The sequence below is a fragment of the Streptomyces sp. NBC_01750 genome, from assembly GCF_035918095.1.
Classification (GTDB): Bacteria; Actinomycetota; Actinomycetes; order Streptomycetales; family Streptomycetaceae; genus Streptomyces.
The window spans coordinates 1,869,833-1,889,744 of the sequence record NZ_CP109137.1; the positions used below are offsets into that span (position 1 = coordinate 1,869,833).

A 19,912-nucleotide genomic window follows, 5' to 3' on the forward strand; every position below is an offset into this window, starting at 1 on the left:
CAGCATCGGCCGGTGTGGCCGGTGCCACATCCGCTCCCGTACTCATCAGCGTACTCAGAGGCCCGGAGACACCGGCTGCCGGACCCACCGGATCAACAACCCACCGGGTCAGAACGCGGAGACTCCGGTGAGCGCGCGGCCGATGATCAGCTTCTGGATCTGACTGGTGCCTTCGTAGAGGGTCATCACGCGGGCGTCGCGCAGCAGTTTGCCGACCGGGTACTCGTCGATGTAGCCGTAACCGCCGAAGACCTGCAGAGCGTTGTTGGCACAGCGCACGGCGGCCTCGGATGCGAAGAGTTTGGCCTGGGACGCGGCGGTGGCGAAGTCCTCGCCGCGGTCGACGAGGTCGGCGACCCGCCAGGTCAGCAGCCTGGCCGCGTCCACATCCACCGAGATGTCGCTGATCAGCTCCTGGACCAGCTGGTACGAGGCGATGGACCTGCCGAACTGCTCGCGCTCGCCCGCATAGCCGACTGCCGCGTCGAGGGCGGCCTGCGCGATGCCGACGCAGCCCGCCGCCACCGACATCCGCCCCTTGGCGAGCGCGGACATGGCGATGGCGAAGCCCTTGCCCTCGGGGCCGAGCAGAGTGGCCGCGGGGACACGGACGTCCTCGAGAACCAGTTCGGCGGTTGCCTGGCCGCGCAGGCCCAGCTTTCCGTGGATGGTGCGACGGCTCAGTCCGGGCGTGTCGGCCGGCACCAGGAAGGCGGAGACGCCCTTGTGGCCGGGCGTGTCGTTGGTACGGGCGAAGAGGAGCACCACATCGGCCCAGGTGCCGTTGGTGATGAACATTTTGGAGCCGTTGATGACGTAGTCGTCGCCGTCCCGCACAGCCTTGGTGGTCAGATTTCCCGCATCGGAGCCGGTGCCCGGCTCCGTCAGCCCGAAGCAGCCGATCGCCTCACCGGCGGTGAGCCGGGGCAGCCACGCACGCTTCTGCGACTCGTCCCCCCAGGCAGCGATCGTCTTGGCGACCAGCCCCAGGGATACGGAGACAATGCCGCGCACCGAGGAGTCGCCTCGCCCGAGCTCCTCCGTGACCAGGCAGTACGCCAGGTGGTCACCGCCGGAGCCACCGTACTCCTCGTCGACGGTGAGCCCGAGGAAGCCCAGCGCGCCCAGCTTTTTGACGATCGATTTGTCGACGTTCTCGGCGCGGTCCCATGCGACGACATGCGGGGTGATCTCACGGTCGACGAAGTCCTTGGCCAGCTGCCGGACGGCTGCCTGCTCCTCGCTGAGCTCCAGGTTCATTCGCGCCCACCCCACTTTTAACTATCACTGCTAGTTTCTTGCTGGCAGGCCCTACTATGTGCCGCATGGCCCGACCGCGCAAGCCCCTCCTCAGCAGAGAACGCATCGTCGAAACGGCGAGCGCACTCGTGGACGCGGAGGGTCTGGAGGCCGTCTCCACCCGGCGGCTCGCCGCCGAGCTGGGCGTCAGCGGGCCCTCCCTCTACAACCACTTCCGCAACAAGGACGAGATCCTCGAAGCGGTCGCCGACGCGATCAGCGCCCAGGTCGACCTGTCGATGTTCGAGGAGGACGACGCGCGCGACTGGCGCACCGCGCTCCACGACTGGGCCGTCTCCTACCGCGCCGCCCTGACCGCCCACCCCAACACGGTCCCTGTCCTCGCCCGCGGCCCAGGCCGCCGCCCGGCCGGCCTGCGGGTGGCCGACGCCGTCTTCGGCGCGATGGTCCGGGCCGGCTGGCCACCGGCCCAGGCGACCCATATCGGCGCCCTGATGCGGTACTTCATCACCGGCTCGGCGCTCGGCTCCTTCGCCCGCGGATTCGTCGACGACGAAACGGCGTACGATCCGGCCGACTACCCGCATCTCGGCCAGGCCCATCTGCTCGCCGACCGGCAGCAGAAGGTGGACGAGGGCGCGTTCGAGACGGGGCTCCGGGCACTCATCGACGGCCTTGCCGTCCAGTACGCGGCCCTGGTGCGCACCTGACGGGCGGCGCGCCCGTCATGGACAGCCCCTCATTCACCCCCTCAGGAACGGGCCTCTCCGGTGGAACCTCTCGGACCGGAGGCACCGGAACAGTTCGGCCACCGCCGAAGGGTGAATGGCCGATCCTGGAGTCATGCAATCCAGAGACCTGGCCGCATTCGCCGCACTGCTGGCCGACGAGACCCGCGCCTCCTTCTGTCTCGTACTGCTCGACGGACGGGCCTGGACCGCCGGCGAACTCGCACGGCATGCGGGCGTCGCGGCGTCGACCGCCAGTGAGCATCTGGGCAAGCTCGTCACAGGCGGGCTGCTCGCCGAGGAGCGGCAAGGGCGGCACCGGTACGTGCGCCTCGCCGACGAACACGTCGCACATCTCCTCGAGGAGCTCGCCTCGCATGCCGCCCCGGCACCCGCCCCGGCGCCGCGGTCCCTGCGGGTGGCGAGCGCGCGCAGTGCCATGGCGCGCGGGCGGACCTGCTACGACCATCTCGCCGGGCGGCTCGGGATCGAGATCACGCAGGCCATGACGGTACGCGGGCTGCTGCGCCAGGACACCGGTTTCGCCCTGACCGATCAAGGGACGGCATGGTTCGGCGAGTTGGGCATCGAACTGCGGCGGAAGGGGCGACGTCCGCTCGCACGGGGATGTCTGGACTGGACCGAGCGCAAACCGCATCTCGCCGGCATCGCCGGGGCGGAGCTGTGCCGGCATGCGCTGGATGCGGGCTGGTGCGTACGGATCGGATCCGAGCGTGCGGTGAAGGTGACCGCGGCCGGCGAGCGGGCGCTGGGCGAGCTGCTCGGCATCGAGCCGGAGATATTGCGGTGAGCGCCGAATGGCCGGGGACGTACGGTCGCCCCATGACGAACCCCGCACACCCCGTCCCCCGCCCGCAGTGGCCCGCGCTGGCCGCGGCCGGCGTCACCGTGCTGCTGTGGGCCTCGGCCTTTGTGTCGATCCGCAGCGCGGGCGATGCGTACTCTCCCGGCGCACTCGCCCTCGGAAGGCTGCTCGCCGGGTCCCTCGTACTCGGCGTCTTCCTGCTGATACGGCGCGAGGGGCTGCCGCCGCGAGCCGCCTGGCCCGGGATCGCAGTCTCGGGGCTGCTCTGGTTCGGGGTCTACATGGTGGTGCTCAACTGGGGTGAGCAGCAGGTCGACGCGGGCACGGCCGCGATGGTCGTGAACATCGGGCCGATCCTCATCGCGCTGCTCGGCGCGCGGCTGCTGGGCGAGGCGCTGCCGCCGCGGCTGCTGGCCGGCATGGCGGTGTCGTTCGCAGGAGCGGTGACCGTCGGGCTCTCGATGTCGGGCGAGGGCAGCGCATCCGCGCTGGGAGTGCTGCTGTGTCTGCTGGCGGCGGTGGGGTACGCGGCCGGGGTGGTCGGTCAGAAGCCGGCGCTGGCCCGTGCGAGCGCACTGCAGGTGACGACGTTCGGGTGTCTGGTCGGGGCGGTGGCCTGTCTGCCGTTCGTCGGGCAGCTGGTCGACGAGGCGAGCCGGGCGCCCGTGACGGCGACGCTCAACATGGTCTATCTGGGGGTGTTCCCGACCGCGCTGGCGTTCACGACGTGGGCCTATGCCCTGGCACGTACGACGGCGGGACGGATGGGCGCGACGACGTATGCCGTCCCCGCTCTGGTCGTCCTGATGTCCTGGCTGGCGCTGGACGAGGTGCCGGCCGGGCTGACGCTGGCAGGAGGCGCCCTGTGCCTGGCCGGTGTGGCCGTCTCCCGCTCCCGGGGCCGGGCTCGGCGGCCGGTGACGGAAGCGGGGGCCGACGCCTCCGCGTTCGGGGCCGGGACGCCGGAGACAGGAACAGCGGAGACCGGACCGGCGAACACGGGACCGGCGGGGTCCGGTGCCGGGCCCCGTCAGACCTGAGCCGCGCGCTCCCGCAGCCACGCCGTTCCCGCCCCCGGGGCTCGTGAGCTCGTGAGTTCGTGAGCTCGTGAGCTCGTGAGCTCGTGAGCTCGTGAGCTCGTGAGCTCGTGAGTGAGTACGGCCGCCGCGCCGGGGGGCGGCGGCCGTACGGACGGAACGGAGTGCCGGCTCAATCCCGGGCGGCGGCCCGTGAGGCCAGGATCTTGATCGAGACGAGGGCGATCACCGCCAGGCCGATGATGTAGCCGGAGACGGCCATCGAAGTGCCGGTCGCCTCCAGCAGCAGGACCATCATGAACGGAGCCAGGCCGCCGCCGAGGACCGCGGCTATCTGGTAGCCGAGCGAGGCTCCGGTGTAGCGCATCTCGGCGGTGAAGAGTTCGGCGAACAGCGCCGCCTGCGGCCCGTACATGATGCTGAGGAAACAGCTGGTGACGAAGGTGCCGACGCCCAGCCAGAGCAGTGACTTGGTGTCGATCAGCAGGAACATCGGAATTGCCCAGACCAGCAGGCCGACCGCGCCCGCGGCGTAGATGCGCAGCCGTCCGATGCGGTCGGAGAGGGCCGCGGCCGCGGGTATCAGCGCCAGCTGGGTGAGGCTGACGCAGAGCGAGACGGTGAGCACGGCGCTGCGCTTCATCTCGAGTTCGCGGGTCGCGTAGTCGAGCACGCCGGTGATGATGATGTAGAAGGTGGCGGTGTTCACCGCGAAGGAACCGCCGGCCAGGAAGACCGTGCCGAGGTGCTTGCGCAGGATCGTACGGAGCGGTGAGCGGGGCTCGCTCTTCTCCTGTGCGGCCAGGGCCTGCTCGGCCTCGCGGAATGCGGGCGTCTCCTCGACCCGGGTGTGGATGAACCAGGCGAGGGCGAGGACGAGGAAGCCGACGAAGAACGGGACCCGCCATCCCCAGGTGGCGAAGGTGGAGTCACTGGTGACGGCACCGGCGACCAGGAAGACAGTGTTGGCGGTCACCACTCCGATGGGGACGCCGAGCTGGACCAGGCTCCCGTACAGCCCGCGCTTGCCCTCCGGGGCGTACTCCGTGGCCATCAGCATCGCGCCGCCCCACTGGGCGCCGACCGCGATGCCCTGGACCACGCGGAGCAGGACGAGCAGCACGGGGGCGGCGATGCCGATCGTCTCGTACGTCGGGAGGAGGCCGATTCCGGTGGTGGCGACGCCCATCAGGGTCAGCGCGACGACGAGCATCGGCTTGCGGCCGTGCTTGTCGCCGAGCTGGCCCGCGATGATCCCGCCGATGGGCCGGGCGAGGAAGCCGACCGCGAAGGTGGCGAAGGCGGCGAGCACACCGGCCGATGAGCTGCCGGAGGGGAAGTAGAGGTCGCCGAGGACGAGAGCCGCGGCGATGCCGAAGACGAAGTAGTCGTACCACTCGACGGCGGAGGCGAGGGCGGCGGCTGTGGCCACCCTGCGGCGGTTCGGGTCGGCGGGGGCCGGGGCGGTGCTGTCGGTGAGCTGTGCGGCCGTGTCCATGCTGTGCACACTCCGATGGGTGCGGGGACGAGGAGTGCGGGGACCGTACCGACCGGGTGGTATGGCGGTCAACGGTTCGCGCACCAGGAGTTTTTGCCCGGGCATGACTCGTCAGCGGGAGTTCGAAGGCAGCACTGACACCCCGGCCGCGCACGGGCGGCCGGGGTGCTGCGGGAGCGGAATCTAGAAGACGACCAGGGCCCGGCCCCCCTTGCCGGCGAGCATGTTGTCGAAGGCGGCGGGGATGCCGTCGAGCGCGATCCGCTCGGTGATCATGGAGCTCAGGTCGAGGCGTCCGGCGCGGATGTGTGCGGCGAGGACGGGCAGGTCACGAGCCGGATCACTGTTGCCGTAGACGCAGCCGGAGAGCGTACGGCCCCAGTGGAAGATCTCCAGTGCGTTAAAGCTGACCTGCTGGTCCTTGCCTCCGATGCCGACGACCGTGGTGCGGCCGCCGCGGCGGGTGGAGTCCCATGCGGTGCGGATGGTGGCGGCCCGGCCGACACACTCGATGGCGACGTCCGCACCCTGGCCGCCGGTGAGTTTACGGATCTCCTTGGCTGTGGTCTCGGAGGCGATGACGTACTCGGTGGCGCCCGCCCTGCGGGCGAGCGACTCCTTCTCCGGCGAGACATCGACCGCGATGACGGTCGAGGCGCCTGCGATCCGGGCGGACTGGAGGGTGGCGATGCCGACGCCGCCGACGCCGAAGACCACCACCGACTCCCCCTGCCGGACGCGGGCGGAGTGATGGACGGCGCCGTAGCCGGTGAGGACCGCGCAGCCGAGCAGGGCGGCATCGGCGAGCGGGACGCCGTCCGGGACCGGCAGAACGCAGTTCGCGGCGACCACGGTCTCTTCGGCGAAGGCCGCGACGTTCAGGCCGGGGTGGAGTTCGACGCCGTCGGCGGTACGGGCGTAGACGCTTGCGGCGCCCGCGAGCGCGCCCGCGCACAGCCACACCTCGCCGATCCCGCAGTAGTGGCAACTCCCGCACGAAGGCGCCCAGTTGAGAACCACGCCGTCGCCGGGGGCGACATGGGTGACGCCTTCACCGACGGAGACGACCGTGCCGGCGCCCTCATGGCCGAGGACGGCCGGGACGGGGACGCGCATGGTGCCGTTGGACAGGGACAGATCGGAGTGACAGACCCCGACGGCGGCGAGGCGGACCCTCACCCTGCCGGGGCCAGGCTCGGGCAGTTCGATGTCGGTGATCTCCAGCGGAGAGCCGACGGCGGGCAGTACGGCGGCGCGGACCATGATGGGTGGGACTCCCGGCTCAGAACTGGAGGGACTTGGTCTGGAGATACTCGGACAGACCGTGCGGGCCGAGCTCGCGGCCGACGCCGGACTGCTTGTAACCGCCGAACGGCGCGAGGGGGTTGAAGCGGCCGCCGTTGATGTCGACCTGTCCGGTGTCCATCCGGCGCGCGAAGGCGACGGCCTCCGTCTCGTCGCCGGCCCAGACCGCGCCCGCGAGACCGTAGACGGTGCCGTTGGCGATCCGGAGCGCGTCCTCCTCGTCCTCGTACTTGAGCACGGAGACCACCGGGCCGAAGATCTCCTCCTGCGCGATGGTCATGTCCTCAGTGACATCGGCGAAGACGGTCGGGCTGACGTAGTAGCCCGTCTCGTGCGGGGCGTCGGGGCCGCCCGCGACGAGACGGGCTCCCTCGGCGACACCCTTCTCGATATAGCCGCGTACGCGCTGCTGCTGCTTGGCGTTGACCAGTGGGCCGACCCGCTCGCCCGGCACGTACTTGGCGACCGCGGCTGCGGCGAGCGCGACCGCCTCGTCGTACTGGTCCTTGTGCACCAGCATCCGGGTCCAGGCGCTGCATGTCTGGCCGGAGTTGGACATGACATTGGCGATGCCGACGCTGACGGCCTTGGCCAGGTCGGCGCTCGGCAGGATGACATTGGCCGACTTGCCGCCGAGCTCCAGCGCGACCCGCTTGACGGCTGCGCCGGCCGTCGCGCCGATCTGCCTGCCGACCGCGGTGGAGCCGGTGAAGGAGACCAGATCGACACCCTCGTGCGCGGCGAGTGCCTGGCCGGCGACCGGGCCGAGGCCGGTCACCAGGTTGAACACTCCGGCGGGCAGCCCGGCCTCGTGCACGGCCTCGGCGAAGAGCTGGGCGGTCAGCGGGGTGTCCTCGGCGGGCTTGAGTACGACCGTGCAGCCCGCCGCGAGAGCCGGGGCCACCTTGGCGACGACCTGGTGCAGCGGGTAGTTCCAGGGGGTGATGGCGCCGACCACGCCGACCGGCTCCAGCAGCACGGTGGAATTGCCGATCTTCTCCTCGAAGGAGTACGAGGCGGCCAGTTCCGCGTACGATCCGGCTACCAGGACCGGTACTGCGGCATGGACCATCTGCGAGAGGGCGAGTGGTGCGCCGAGCTCGGCCGTGACCGTCTCCGCGATCTCGTCCTTGCGGGCCACGAGCACGTCACGCAGCGCCGCGATCCGCGCCGCGCGTTCGGCGGGAGGGGTCGCGGCCCAGGCCGGGAAGGCCTCGCGGGCGGCGCGTACGGCGGCGTCGACATCCTCCGCCGTGCCGGCCGGGACATGGGCGATGACCTGCTCGTCCGCCGGATTGACCACCGCGATCGTGTCGGGTCCGGCGGCCGGCCGCCACTGGCCGCCGATATACATGCCGTCGTGAGCCTTCATCGCACTCCTCCAGAACCTGCGGTAGTCTTCCGGACCCCAAACTAGCGGTGTTAGTTTTTGGGCGCCAGGGGCACCCGGGGTGAGGAGACCGGCGCAGGCTTCAGGCATCCAGCCCGAGGAGGTCGGCGGGAGCGGGACAGATCCGTCGTCCTTGGTGGTCGAAGACGTAGAGATGCGCGAGGTCGACGAGGAGAGGCACCTGGGCGCCGGTACGCAGCCGGACGTCGGGGCCGGTCCTGACGACCAGATCGCCCGTGGAAACGGCTTGGCGCTCGTACAACGGAGCGGCGGGCTCCGGCGCCGGGTCGTCGAGCACCACGACGGGACCCGAGACATGCGCGGCCGCACGCTCCTTCAGCCGGGTCAGCACGCTCGGGCCGCCGCTTCTTCCGCGGCGGCGGCGCGGGGTGGGCTGCGGCTTGGGCGACTCCAGATCGGCGACCACGGCGGGCTGCGAGCCGGTGTTGAAGTACACCAGCGCTTCGTGCCCCTGGTACTCCATGTGCTCGACGATCCCGGTCAGAGCCACCTCGCCGGGGCGCGCCTGGCTCGGCGGAGCGATCCGGGTCGCCTCGGAACGCAGGCCGACGATGATCTGCCGGCCCTGCTGGATACGGAGCAGCTGGTGGTCGATGCTGAGGGGCTCGGGCAGCGGCAGCCGCTGCTTGCCCAGATCGATCGACATACGGCCGTCCAGCGGCGCGTACACGACGGCCTGCAGGAGGTTGATGCGCGGCGTGCCGATGAACGCGGCGACGAAGACATTCTCCGGCAGGGCATAGGTCTCGCGCGGGGTGCTCACCTGCTGCAGCACGCCACCGCGCATCACCGCGACCCGGTCGCCGAGCGACATCGCCTCGGCCTGGTCGTGCGTGACATAGACGGTGGTCACCCCCAACTCCGCGGTGAGCTGCGCGATTTCCGCCCGCAGATGATTACGCAGCTTGGCGTCGAGATTGGACAGCGGCTCGTCCATCAGGAAGACGGACGGCCGCCGGGAGATGGCACGGCCCATCGCGACCCGCTGGCGTTCGCCGCCGGACAGCTGGCTGGGATAGCGGTCGAGGACATCCTCGATGCCGAGCATCCGGGCGGTGGCCTCGACCTGCGGGCCGATGTCCAGGCGGGGGTTCTCCAGTCGCAGCGGGAAGCCGATGTTCTCGCGGTTCGTCATGCTCGGGTACAGCGCGAAGTTCTGGAACACCATGGCCATCGCGCGTTCGCGAGGCGGGATGTAGTTGGCGTACTCGCCGTCGAGCAGCAACTCCCCCTCGGTGATGTCCTCGAGGCCGGCGATCATGCGCAGCACGGTCGACTTGCCGCAGCCCGAGGGGCCGAGCAGCACCACGAACTCCCCCGGCTCGATCTCCAGGGAGAAGCGGTCGACGGCACGGGTGCCGCGTCCGTACCTCTTACTGACGCTGTGCAGGGAAATGGCGCGACTCATATGGTTCCGCCAGGAGAAGAGGAGGAGCGACTGAGACGCCTGAAAATAGCCGACTACTCCCGGTCAGGGAATGATTCGCGCGAAGGTTGGGGACAGGCTCTTCGTACGGAGCCGTCCGCCACCGGGGGACGACCCCGGCCATGGTCTCGTCCCTCACTTACCCCGGCCGCCGCCGGGCGGGTTGACCGCCGGGCGCTCAATCCGGCCGCGACCAGCAAGAGCGTGCCCAGCATGACGAACGGCGCGGCCGTGCCCGCGATGCCCGCGACCAGTCCCGCGGAAGCGGGAGCGGCGACCTGGCCGAGGCGGTTTCCGGTCAGCCTCAGGGCGAGTGCGGTTGAGCGCGCCCGGGCCGGGGCGGCCTGGACGACCGTCGTCATCGACAGCGGCTGACCGACGCCCAGACAGAAGCCGAGGACGGCGAGCATCACGGCGAGCGCCCATACCGGGACGAGCAGCGCAATGCCCGCGCACAGGAGACCACCGAGCAGACAGGTGACGGTCATCAGCGCCGTACGGCCCAGCAGCCGGATCATCGGCGTCATCACAAGGCGGCAGGCGACGGTCGCGGCCGCGCGCAGGCTGAGCAGCAGACCGATGGCGGCGGGGGCGATACCGCGGTGCTCGCCGATCACCGGGAGATAGGCCGTGAGGATGTCGGTGGCCGAGAGCACCGCGAGGCTGATGAAGATCCCGGCGGGTACGCCGCGGGTGCGCAGAATGCGGTGTACGGGGACCTTGGACCGCGGTGCGCGAGCCTCACGGCCGGTCACGCAATGCTCGATGCGCCAGAGCGAGGTGAGGGAGACGGCGGCCACGGCCGCCGAGGTGACCAGGGCGAGTGCGCTCGTACGGTCCATGGCGCCATCCTGCTCGGAGACCAGGAACCCGGCGGCGATCGGTCCGGCCAGCTGGCCGAGCGAGGCGCCGATGGTGAAGTGGCCGAAGTTGCGGTCCTGTTCGTCCGGGGCCGACTGGCGGGCGACGATCGACTGGGCACCGATGACGAAGCAGAGATGACCGAGGCCCATCACTCCGCTCCAGGCCGCCATCGAGGGAAGTGAGACCGCCGTACCGCTGAGGGCACACCCGCCGGAGATCAGGACAACACCGATGGGCAGCAGGGGTGCACACCGCCCGTGGTCCGTCCTGCGCCCCAGCGGTACGGCGGCGAACAGGGGAAGCAGCGCGTACACGCCCGCGATCACACCGATCGCGCGCTCGTCCGCGCCCAGGGCAAGAGCCCGGTAGGAGACGGCCGGCCGCGCCATCGACACCGCGCCCTGCGCGAAGGCGAAGGCGATGACGAGGCGCAGCAGCCAGCTCCTGCCGGGCTCCCCAGAAGCGGGCACCATCAGATGATGCCGAAGAGGACGCCGGCACCGAGCACCACCAGAGAGGTGAGCGCGGCCCACTTGACGGTGAACTTGGTGTGGTCGCCGAACTCGACCTTGGCCATGCCGACGAGCACGTACACGGCGGGGACCAGCGGGCTCGACATGTGCAGGGCCTGGCCGACCAGCGATGCGCGGGCGATCTCCAGCGAGGAGACACCGTGGGCGGAGCCCGCTTCGGCGAGGACCGGCAGCACACCGAAGTAGAAGCCGTCGTTCGACATGAAATAGGTCAGCGGGAGGCTCAGCAGACCGGTGACGATGCCCATGTGCGGGCCCATGCCCTCGGGGATGGCGCCGACGAGCCAGTCGGCCATGTGCTTGACCATGCCGGTACCGGTGAGGACGCCGGTGAAGACGGCGGCGGCGAAGACCATGCCCGCCACGTTGAGGACGTTCTCGGCGTGGGCGGCGACCCGGGCCCTCTGGTCGGCCATCTTGGGGAAGTTGACCGTGAGGGCGAGAGCCGCACCGAGGAGGAAGAGCACCGGGATGGGGAGAGTCTCCATGATCATCGCGGCGAGGAGAGCGACGGTGAGCCCGGCGTTGAACCAGTAGAGCCTGGGGCGGAGGGTGGCGCGGTTCGGGTCGAGTCCCTGGAAGCCCTCGTCGTTCCCGTGCCTGCCGTCGTTCCCGTCGGCGTCCTTGCCGTCGTTCCCGTCGGCCTTCGCGGGCTCGGCGTCGGCGCCCGTACCGGCGCCACCGGTGAGGCTCTTCCTCGTGCCCTTGCCGGCGCCGCCCGAATTGACCAGCACCGTCCCGGTGACGGTCTCGTCGGCGGTCTCGGTCTCGAGCACGTCGTCGAGGGTGAGCACACCGAGGCGCGTGCGCTCGCGCCGGCCCAGCACATAGGCGAGGACGAAGACGAAGAGCAGTCCGACGCCGAGCGCCGGGATCATCGGGACGAAGATGTCGGCCGCGTCGACCTTCAGCGCGGTCGCCGCACGGGCGGTGGGACCGCCCCAGGGCAGGGTGTTCATCACGCCGTTCGCCGTGGCGGCGACACCGGTCATCACGACCAGGCTCATCTTGAGGCGCTTGTAGAGCGGATACATCGCCGAGACGGTGATCATGAAGGTGGTGGAGCCGTCGCCGTCCAGCGAGACGATGGCGGCTAGCACCGCCGTACCGACCACGATGCGCAGCGGGTCCGCCTTGCAGAAGCGCAGGATGCCGCGGACGATCGGGTCGAAGAGGCCGACGTCGATCATGACGCCGAAGTAGACGATCGCGAACATCAGCATGGCCGCGGTGGGGGCGAGATTGCCGACGCCTTCGATGACGTAGTCCCCGAGGTGCGCGCCCTTTCCGACGAGTACGCAGAAGAGTGCGGGAATGAGGACCAGCGACGCGATCGGCGACATCTTCTTCATCATGATCAGGACCAGAAAGGTCGCAATCATGGCAAAGCCGAGGATTGTCAGCATTGGGGACACCTAACGTTCATCCTTGAACTCCCACCGGAGCGGCGGTTCGGATGACGTTAGGTCGCGCCAATCGCCGTTAACAAGACGTTGACGCGTGAGCAATACGAGCAAAACCCCAGGTCATCGCAGAGGTGATAGTTCGACGGGGAAGCCGTTGAGCACGGCGGTGCCGGACAGCGGGTCGAGCCTGGAGCCGTCGAGCAGCTGATTGACATTGACTCCGGGCCGCGAGGCAGCCACCGACATCCGGGTGCCGGGCCGGTCGTGCCCCCAGCCGTGCGGCAGGCTCACCACTCCGGTCCGTACCGTGTCGGTGATCTCCACCGGGGCCTCGACCTCTCCTCCGTCCGCCTTGATACGGACCGGGGCGCCGCCCTCGAGTCCCAGCCGGGCCGCGTCGGTGGGGTGGATCTGGAGGGTGCAGCGGTTGGAGCCGCCGTTGAGCGTGGCGACATTGTGCATCCAGCTGTTGTTGGAGCGCAGATGGCGGCGGCCGACCAGGACGAGTGTGCCGGGCCGCTCGTCCAGGGCGCGCCGCAGCCGCGGCAGATCGGCGGCGATGGGCTCGGGCAGCAGCTCGACGCGTCCGCTGCGGGTCTTGAGGATCTGCGGGAGGCGGGGCTGCAGCGGGCCGAGGTCGACGCCGTGCGGGTTCTGGAGGAGATCCTCGAGGACGAGGTCGTACGGCCCCATGCGCAGCATCATGTCCAGGCGCCGCTCGGGTCCGGTGCTGCCGTAGAGCTGACGGGCCAGAGCCCCGGGGTCTTCGCCGTGGAGCGGGGAGTACGGGTCGGCGACGGCCTTGGTGAGCGAACTCTCGATGACCATGTCGTCCACGGCGGACGGGTGGGCGCCGTGCATGCCGGCCACGGCGAGCACCAGCCGGGCCTGGATCTCGCACTCGCCGAGCCTGCCCTCCTCCAGAGGGACGACCGCCGGGCTGTAGCGCGCCTGGTTGCGTACGGCGAAGTTGTTGAAGGAGAAGTCGAAGTGCGCGCTCTGGGAGGGCGGTGGCGGGGGCAGCACCACATCCGCGTGCCGGGACGTCTCATTGAGATACGGGTCGACGCTGACCATGAAGTCGAGTCCGCCCAGCGCGCGGTCGAGGCGGTCGCCGTCGGGGGCGGAGAGCACCGGGTTGGCGGCGATGGAGATGACAGCGCGGATCCGGCCGTCGCCGGGGGTGTCGATCTCCTCGGCGAGGGCCGCCATCGGCAGTTCGCCCTTGGCCTCGGGGTGGCCGCTGACCCTGCTGGCCCAGCGGCCGAGCGTAAAGCCCTTGCCGGGGGCGGCGGGGCGGGGCGCCCGGTCGGTGGCGGCGAGCGGGAAGAGCGCGCCGCCGGGGCGGTCGAGGTTTCCGGTCAGCACATTGAGTACGTCGACCAGCCAGTTGGCGAGGGTTCCGAACTCGACGGTGCTGCTGCCGACGCGGCCGTATACGGCGGCGGTGGGTGCGGCGGCGAGCTCGCGGGCGATCGTACGGATCTCCTCCGCGTCCATGTCGCAAGCGGCGGCGACGGCTTCCGGCGTGAACTCCCCTATGGCTTCCCGGAGTTCGTCGACGCCTTCGATCTGCGCCGCCAGCGTTCCGAGATCGGTGAGCTTCTCCTCGAAGAGGACCTGGGCGAGGGCGGCGAGCAGCAGGGCGTCCGCTCCGGGCCGGATCGGGACGTGCCGGTCGGCGAGCTGAGCGGTGCGGGTACGGCGCGGGTCGACGACGGTCAGCGTGCCGCCGCGCTTGCGGAGCGCCTTGAGCTTGCCCGGGAAGTCGGCCGCGGTGCAGAGGCTGCCGTTGGAGTCGAAGGGGTTGGCGCCGAGGAGCAGCAGATGGTCGGTGCGGTCCAGGTCCGGGACGGGGATGGCGATGGCGTTGCCGAAGAGCAGTCCGCTGGAGACATGCTTGGGCATCTGGTCCAGGGTGCTGGCGGTGAAGAGATTGCGGGTGCGCAGCAGAGAGAGCAGTACGGGGGGATAGAGGGCGCCGGCCATGGTGTGGACGTTCGGGTTGCCGAGGACGACGCCCACGGCGTTCGGCCCGTGTTCCTCGACCAGCGGCCTGATGCGGGCCGCGACCTCGTCGAACGCCTCCTCCCAGCTCGCCTCCCTCAGCTCGCCGTCCCTGCGCACGAGGGGGGTGCGCAGCCGGTCGGGGTCGCCGTCGAGCTCCCCGAAGGACGCGCCCTTGGGGCAGATGAAGCCGTGGCTGAATACGTCGTCGCGGTCGCCGCGGGCACCGGTGACACGGGTGCCCTCGATGGTGAGGGTCAGCCCGCAGGTGGCTTCGCAGAGCGGACAGACGCGCAGCGCGGTGCGGGCCGCCTCGGGCGGCACGGCGGGCGCGCCGTCCGTCGGTGCGGTCTGGGCGGCTTTGGTGCGGGACATGGGCCCTCCCCGGGGCGGCGGCGGTGGCGCGCGGTTCACTCCGAGCATACCGACCGGTATGCACGGAGGGGAGGGGTGCAAGCCGTCTTCCCGAAACCGGGGCCGGGGCGCACGGGGGACCTGCCCACATTTCGGTAAGGGGCAGGGTCCTCCCAGCGGCCACGCCCAGGGCCGGTGCCGGCGCGGAACAGCCTCCGGCCCCGGACAAGGTACTTCTGGCTATCCGAACTGGCCGGGCTGGTAGTCGCCGGCGGGCTGCCGGATGATGACGTTCAGCCGGTTGAAGGCGTTGATGACGGCGATCAGGGACACCAGGGCGGTGAGCTGCTCGTCGTCGTAGTGCTTGGCGGCATTCGCCCAGACTTCGTCCGTGACACCACGGGCCGCGTCCGCGATGCGGGTGCCCTGCTCCGCCAGCTCCAGCGCAGCGCGCTCGGCATCGGTGAAGACCGTGGCCTCCCGCCACGCCGCGACCAGGTTGAGGCGCACCGACGTCTCACCGGCGGCCACGGCTTCCTTGGTGTGCATGTCGGTGCAGAATCCGCACCCGTTGATCTGACTCGCGCGGATCTTCACCAACTCCTGCGTCACGGTCGGCAGTGGCGAGGCCGAGACCACCTGGCCCGCCGAGATGATGTGCTTCAGGACCTTGCCTGCGGTCGGGCTGCCGAAGACGTTCAAACGGGCATCCATGGTGTGCTCCTCTGCCGTTGTCGGTGGCTACACACCCAGGACGGAAACGCCTCGGCACTATGTGACATGAACGAATGTGACGTGCGTCTCCACTGCCCCCGCGCCGCGGGAGCGACCATCGATGACGAAGTTCAGGACCGCTGCCGCGTCGCCGCCCCCGCGCACAACGGTCGCAGTCGTCTCGCGGCTCGGCTCCCCATCGCGGGAATCCTCTTCCGGTCCGCCCGGTGATCCGGGCGAAACGGCCTAGTCGAGAACCCGTGCGAGATACGCGCGCAACAGCTCCCGCGTCTCCGCGACGATCTCCTCGTCCCCCGCCGGGTCCACGCGGAAGGCGAGTTGCAACAGCGCGTCCGCCGCCTCGACGGAGACCAGGGCCGCCCGGCGCAGCTCGTCGTCGGCACCGCGGCCCAGATGGCCGGCGAGCAGCTCGGCAAGACGGTCCGCCACCTGGTGGTTCGCCCCGGTCGCGGGCGTGCCGACGGGGATCTGGTAGCCGAAGTCGATCAGTGCGAAACCGGGGACGGTCCGCTTCATCTCCAGATACTCGTCGAGTACGACATCGAGGACACCGCGCCAGTCGGCCGACGGGAGCGAGGCGAGACGGCCGCCGATGCGCTCGGTGTAGCTGTCCAGATTGCGGTGGGCGAGGGCGTCGGCGAGGGCGCGTTTATTGCCGAAGAAACGGTAGACGGAACCGATGGGGACCCCGGCCCTGACGGCCACCGCGCGGGTGGAGAGCTCCTCGTAGCCGGTCTCGTCGAGGAGTTCGGCACAGGCGTCCAGTATCCGGGCGAGCCGATCGGCGCTGCGCTGCTGCACGGGCGTACGGCGGAGATGCGGGGCAGGGCGGGCTGGGGACACGCCGTCCATCATGCCGCCCTGCTCCCGTTGACGGGGCAGGCCTGCAATCCTACGGTTGTGCATAGGAATCCTTCAGCACCGGGGAGCGGACGATGAGCGGCATCGAGCAGGCACGGAAGACGGCCGAGGGTCTTGGCCACTCCCCCGGCTTCGGCAATGAACACACTTCCGAGGCTGTGCCCGGCGCGCTGCCGCACGGACGCAATTCGCCGCAGCGCGCGCCGCTGGGGCTCTACGCGGAGCAGCTGAGCGGTTCGGCGTTCACCGAGCCGCGCTCCCACAACCGCCGCTCATGGCTGTACCGGATCCGCCCGTCGGCGGCGCATCCGCCGTTCGTACGCATCGACAACGGCCGGCTCCGCAGCGCGCCCTTCACCGAGTCCGTGCCCGACCCGAACCGGCTGCGCTGGAACCCGCTGCCGGAGCCCGCGCCGGGTACGGACTGGCTGGCCGGTCTGTGGACGCTCGGCGGCAACGGCGACGCGACCCAGCGCACCGGCATGGCCGTGCACCTCTACCACGCCAACTCCGCCATGACGGACCGGGTGTTCAGCGACGCGGACGGTGAGCTGTTGATCGTCCCCGAGCGGGGTGGACTGCTGCTCCGCACGGAGCTCGGACTGCTCGCCGCCCGGCCCGGCGAGGTCGCGCTGATTCCGCGCGGGGTCCGCTTCCGGGTGGAGCTCCTGGACGAGAGCGCGCGCGGATATGTCTGCGAGAACTACGGGCAGCCGTTCCAGCTGCCGGATCTGGGGCCGATCGGCGCGAACGGGCTGGCCAACGCCCGCGACTTCCTCGCGCCGGTGGCGGCGTACGAGGAGGTGGAGCAGCCGGTGGAGGTGGTCAACAAGTTCTGCGGGAACCTCTGGGCAGCGACGTACGACCACTCGCCGCTCGATGTCGTCGCCTGGCACGGCAACCATGTCCCGTACGTCTACGATCTGCGGCGCTTCAATGTGCTCGGCACCATCAGCTACGACCACCCGGATCCGTCGATCTTCACCGTGCTGACGTCTCCTTCGGACACGCCTGGGCTCGCAGGCGTCGACTTCGTGGTCTTCGCGCCGCGCTGGCTGGTCGGCGAGGACACCTTCCGGCCGCCGTACTTCCACCGCAATGTGATGAGCGAGTACATGGGACTCATCGAGGGCGCGTACGACGCCAAGGCTGAGGGCTTTGTTCCGGGCGGCGGGTCGCTCCACAACATGATGTCCGCGCACGGGCCGGATCGTGAGACCTTCGACCGGGCCAGCGCTGCCGACCTGAAGCCGCAGAAGATCGACGACGGGCTTGCGTTCATGTTCGAGACGCGGTGGCCGGTGACGGCAACCGGACAAGCGATGAGCGCGGGGCATCTGCAGGAGGGGTACGACAACGTGTGGCAGGGTCTCCAGCGCCACTGGGGGTCTGGGGGATACTCCCCCGGAAACCACGGCCGGTCCTAATACGGAGTCCCTGTGACCTCCTCCTTCGCCCCTGACTCGCTGGTCCTGAACCGCAAGCTGCCGCTGTGGTACCAGGTCTCGCAGTCGCTGCGTGCCTCGATACTCGGCCGAACGCCCGAGGCGTCACTGCGGCTGCCCACCGAGGAGCAGCTCGCCGCGCACTACGGCGTCAGCGTGCTGACCATGCGCCAGGCCCTCAAGGAGCTGGAGGAGGAGGGGCTGATCAGCAGGCACCGGCGGCGCGGCACCTTCATCGAACCGGGGGCGTGGCGGGGTGCGCCGAGGCGGCTGCTGGGCTCGATCGACGCGATCGTGGCCCAGCAGTCGGGCGAGCGGACGACGATTCTGGGGCACGGGCCGGAGCCGGTGCCGGGCGAGCTCGTGGAGTACTTCCCCAAGACGCCGGAGGTCATGCTGTACAAGCGGCTGCGCTGCGACGGGGAGAGCGGTGAGCCGACGAACTGGGCGGAGAACGCGGTCCGTCCGGATGTGGCGGCGGGGCTCGACCTCGCGGACCTGGAGCGCTGGCCGATGACGAAGGTGCTGCGGGATGTGCTGGGCGTGCGGATCAGCAGGATCACGGACACGGTGGAGGCGCGGCTGGCGGATCCGCCGACGGCGGAGCTGTTGAAGGTCCCGTTGCTGAGCCCGATCCTGCACTACACCGGGGTGACGTACGACGAGGGCGGGCGAGTGGTGGATGTGGCGCGGATCCGGTACCGCGGCGACAGATTCTCGTTCTCGGTGACGGTGGACGCGGACTGATCTCTCGGGGCTCGGTCGGTGCGGGGCGCCCCGGGTGCGAGGTCTCGGGGTGCGGGTCTTTGGTCCCTGGGGGCGGCCCGGTCGCCGGGCACGGGTGCGGGACTCCGGGCGGGCCCGGTCGCCGTGGCGCGGGTGCGGGCCGCTCCGGGACTCGTGTCCTGGACTGCTTTCCTCACCGCGCTTCGCGCGACTTGCGACGCTTTACGTCCAGAACACGACCCCTGCGCGTCCCCCGTGGGCGCGACTACCATTCCCCGCGGTACGGGCCCATGGTGAGGGGGAGGATGTCCGCATGCCGATGCTCGATGAGCTGATGCCCTGGAGCGCGCCTCCGTTGCGGCTGGGGCGCGACTGGGTGATGGCCCCGGATGCTGCCTCCCTCAGGGCGCGGTGGGATGTTCTTGTGGGAGCCGGGGCCGGCGAGCGCGACGCGTTGTTCGGGTGCACCCGGGTGCGTACGCCGCACAGTGCCGTCAGCCAGCTGCCTGGCCAGTCCACCGGCACTGGCAGATTCGTCCGGGAGGACGGGCGGTGTCCCGCACCGGTCCGGGTGCTGCACGGGCCCTTCGACGAGCAGTGGCTCATCCCCGACCACCGGCTGATCGATGTGGCTCGCCCCGAGTTGTGGCGAGTCGCCGACGAGCGGCAGGTGTTCGTCGTCGAGCCGGGGTACGTGGCAGGTGCGCCGGGCGCTTCGGTGGTGGTGTCCGCCCTGATGCCGGACGGGCGATCGCCTGCAGGGAGGCCCGGGCGGATCCGGCCGCTCTACCGCCGGCCCGGTGGGCTCGAGCCCAATCTCGCGCCGGGGCTGCTGTCCGCGCTGAGCACCGCGTACGGGCGCGAGGTCGACGCCGAGGAGGTCATCGCCTGGATTCTCGCCGTCGCCGAATCGTCGTCCGTCGGATGTGTGGTGCCTCTGCCGGCCGATCCCGGGGTGTGGCTGAGCGGTGTGGACCTGGGGCGGCGGCTCATGGAGATCCAGTTGCGTGGGGTCCGTGGTGGAGCGCGGCCGCGGCTGCCCGGGGGGCGCAGGCCGTATGTCCGTGCCGCCGTGCCCGCCCGGCCCGATGCGATCGGCTACGACGCGGCGGAGGAGGTGCTCAGCCTCGGTGACGGGCGCATCTCACCCGTGCCGCGTGAAGCCTGGGATTTCGAGGTCTCCGGCGTACGCGTGCTGGAGCTCTGGTTCGAGCGCCGGACCGGCGAGGCCGAAGCGGGCACGCTGGAGGCGATACGGCCCGCCTCGTGGCCGCAGGAGTGGACCTCCGAGCTGCTGGAGCTGATCACCGTGCTGGCGCTGCTGGGCGAACTGCGGGTAGAGAAAGAAGAGTTGAAGGCGGGTACGGAGATCACGCGCGAGGAGCTCGGGAGTGTGCTGCCGCCGCCCGCCGCGGCTCGGCGGCCCGCCTCCGTGCTCGACCATCACGAGGAAGGGCCGGAGGGTCAGTTCGCCTTGCTGTGAGTGGGTG

The 19,912-nt window shown here is 70.3% G+C and carries 16 protein-coding genes; 6 read left to right on the forward strand and 10 right to left on the reverse strand.

From position 1 onward, the window contains the following. Positions 1 to 108: 108 nt before the first annotated feature. Entirely contained in the window at positions 109 to 1,260 is a 1,152-nt protein-coding gene (locus OG966_RS08375) for an acyl-CoA dehydrogenase family protein (RefSeq protein WP_326648812.1), read from the reverse strand. Positions 1,261 to 1,325: 65 nt separating this feature from the next. On the opposite strand from OG966_RS08375, the gene OG966_RS08380 reads away from it, so the two are divergent. From OG966_RS08380 to OG966_RS08390, 3 genes are all read left to right on the forward strand, one after another. Next, positions 1,326 to 1,970, forward strand: a complete 645-nt coding sequence (locus OG966_RS08380) for a TetR/AcrR family transcriptional regulator (protein WP_326648813.1) — start codon at positions 1,326 to 1,328, stop codon at positions 1,968 to 1,970. Between the two features lie 133 nt (positions 1,971 to 2,103). Continuing rightward, entirely contained in the window at positions 2,104 to 2,799 is a 696-nt protein-coding gene (locus OG966_RS08385; RefSeq protein WP_326648814.1) for an ArsR/SmtB family transcription factor, read from the forward strand. Positions 2,800 to 2,831: 32 nt separating this feature from the next. Further along, positions 2,832 to 3,854 carry a DMT family transporter gene (locus OG966_RS08390; protein ID WP_326648815.1) on the forward strand — a complete coding sequence of 341 codons (1,023 nt, stop codon included), beginning with the start codon at positions 2,832 to 2,834 and terminating at the stop codon, positions 3,852 to 3,854. Between the two features lie 169 nt (positions 3,855 to 4,023). Here OG966_RS08390 and OG966_RS08395 read toward each other — a convergent pair whose 3' ends face one another. From OG966_RS08395 to OG966_RS08435, 9 genes are all read right to left on the reverse strand, one after another. Then, positions 4,024 to 5,349, reverse strand: coding sequence for an MFS transporter (locus OG966_RS08395; RefSeq protein WP_326648816.1), 1,326 nt, complete (start codon positions 5,347 to 5,349; stop codon positions 4,024 to 4,026). Positions 5,350 to 5,532: 183 nt separating this feature from the next. Next, complete coding sequence (locus OG966_RS08400) at positions 5,533 to 6,612, reverse strand: Zn-dependent alcohol dehydrogenase (RefSeq protein WP_326648817.1); 1,080 nt, start codon at positions 6,610 to 6,612, stop codon at positions 5,533 to 5,535. Positions 6,613 to 6,631: 19 nt separating this feature from the next. Next, positions 6,632 to 8,026, reverse strand: coding sequence for an aldehyde dehydrogenase family protein (locus tag OG966_RS08405; protein WP_326648818.1), 1,395 nt, complete (start codon positions 8,024 to 8,026; stop codon positions 6,632 to 6,634). Positions 8,027 to 8,126: 100 nt separating this feature from the next. Further along, positions 8,127 to 9,473, reverse strand: a complete 1,347-nt coding sequence (locus tag OG966_RS08410) for an ABC transporter ATP-binding protein (protein ID WP_326648819.1) — start codon at positions 9,471 to 9,473, stop codon at positions 8,127 to 8,129. 53 nt (positions 9,474 to 9,526) lie between these two features. Next, positions 9,527 to 10,825, reverse strand: a complete 1,299-nt coding sequence (locus OG966_RS08415) for an MFS transporter (RefSeq protein WP_326648821.1) — start codon at positions 10,823 to 10,825, stop codon at positions 9,527 to 9,529. Between the two features lie 2 nt (positions 10,826 to 10,827). Then, entirely contained in the window at positions 10,828 to 12,294 is a 1,467-nt protein-coding gene (locus OG966_RS08420) for a CitMHS family transporter (RefSeq protein WP_326648822.1), read from the reverse strand. A gap of 120 nt (positions 12,295 to 12,414) precedes the next feature. Next, positions 12,415 to 14,676: a molybdopterin oxidoreductase family protein gene (locus OG966_RS08425; protein WP_326648823.1), complete on the reverse strand. Its 2,262-nt coding sequence runs from the start codon at positions 14,674 to 14,676 to the stop codon at positions 12,415 to 12,417. 219 nt (positions 14,677 to 14,895) lie between these two features. Next, positions 14,896 to 15,369, reverse strand: a complete 474-nt coding sequence (locus tag OG966_RS08430; RefSeq protein ID WP_326648824.1) for a carboxymuconolactone decarboxylase family protein — start codon at positions 15,367 to 15,369, stop codon at positions 14,896 to 14,898. A gap of 246 nt (positions 15,370 to 15,615) precedes the next feature. Then, positions 15,616 to 16,242, reverse strand: coding sequence for a TetR/AcrR family transcriptional regulator (locus OG966_RS08435; protein WP_326655130.1), 627 nt, complete (start codon positions 16,240 to 16,242; stop codon positions 15,616 to 15,618). An 83-nt stretch (positions 16,243 to 16,325) separates the two neighbouring features. On the opposite strand from OG966_RS08435, the gene hmgA reads away from it, so the two are divergent. The 3 genes from hmgA (at position 16,326) to OG966_RS08450 (ending at position 19,905) form a co-directional block, all read left to right on the forward strand. After that, entirely contained in the window at positions 16,326 to 17,678 is a 1,353-nt protein-coding gene (gene hmgA, locus OG966_RS08440) for a homogentisate 1,2-dioxygenase (RefSeq protein WP_326648825.1), read from the forward strand. Between the two features lie 12 nt (positions 17,679 to 17,690). Further along, entirely contained in the window at positions 17,691 to 18,443 is a 753-nt protein-coding gene (locus OG966_RS08445) for a GntR family transcriptional regulator (RefSeq protein ID WP_326648826.1), read from the forward strand. A 292-nt stretch (positions 18,444 to 18,735) separates the two neighbouring features. Next, positions 18,736 to 19,905 (forward strand): type ISP restriction/modification enzyme, encoded by a 1,170-nt coding sequence (locus OG966_RS08450; protein WP_326648827.1) that lies wholly within the window; start codon positions 18,736 to 18,738, stop codon positions 19,903 to 19,905. Positions 19,906 to 19,912 lie beyond the last annotated feature (7 nt).

What these genes read in the sequence shown, in the direction of transcription:
- OG966_RS08375 (WP_326648812.1), bottom strand. Translation starts at nt 1,260, where the DNA reads ATGAACCTGGAGCTCAGCGAGGAGCAGGCAGCCGTCCGGCAGCTGGCC.
- OG966_RS08380 (WP_326648813.1), top strand. Translation starts at nt 1,326, where the DNA reads ATGGCCCGACCGCGCAAGCCCCTCCTCAGCAGAGAACGCATCGTCGAA.
- OG966_RS08385 (WP_326648814.1), top strand. Translation starts at nt 2,104, where the DNA reads ATGCAATCCAGAGACCTGGCCGCATTCGCCGCACTGCTGGCCGACGAG.
- OG966_RS08390 (WP_326648815.1), top strand. Translation starts at nt 2,832, where the DNA reads ATGACGAACCCCGCACACCCCGTCCCCCGCCCGCAGTGGCCCGCGCTG.
- OG966_RS08395 (WP_326648816.1), bottom strand. Translation starts at nt 5,349, where the DNA reads ATGGACACGGCCGCACAGCTCACCGACAGCACCGCCCCGGCCCCCGCC.
- OG966_RS08400 (WP_326648817.1), bottom strand. Translation starts at nt 6,612, where the DNA reads ATGGTCCGCGCCGCCGTACTGCCCGCCGTCGGCTCTCCGCTGGAGATC.
- OG966_RS08405 (WP_326648818.1), bottom strand. Translation starts at nt 8,026, where the DNA reads ATGAAGGCTCACGACGGCATGTATATCGGCGGCCAGTGGCGGCCGGCC.
- OG966_RS08410 (WP_326648819.1), bottom strand. Translation starts at nt 9,473, where the DNA reads ATGAGTCGCGCCATTTCCCTGCACAGCGTCAGTAAGAGGTACGGACGC.
- OG966_RS08420 (WP_326648822.1), bottom strand. Translation starts at nt 12,294, where the DNA reads ATGCTGACAATCCTCGGCTTTGCCATGATTGCGACCTTTCTGGTCCTG.
- OG966_RS08425 (WP_326648823.1), bottom strand. Translation starts at nt 14,676, where the DNA reads ATGTCCCGCACCAAAGCCGCCCAGACCGCACCGACGGACGGCGCGCCC.
- OG966_RS08430 (WP_326648824.1), bottom strand. Translation starts at nt 15,369, where the DNA reads ATGGATGCCCGTTTGAACGTCTTCGGCAGCCCGACCGCAGGCAAGGTC.
- OG966_RS08435 (WP_326655130.1), bottom strand. Translation starts at nt 16,242, where the DNA reads ATGGACGGCGTGTCCCCAGCCCGCCCTGCCCCGCATCTCCGCCGTACG.
- hmgA (WP_326648825.1), top strand. Translation starts at nt 16,326, where the DNA reads ATGAGCGGCATCGAGCAGGCACGGAAGACGGCCGAGGGTCTTGGCCAC.
- OG966_RS08450 (WP_326648827.1), top strand. Translation starts at nt 18,736, where the DNA reads ATGCCGATGCTCGATGAGCTGATGCCCTGGAGCGCGCCTCCGTTGCGG.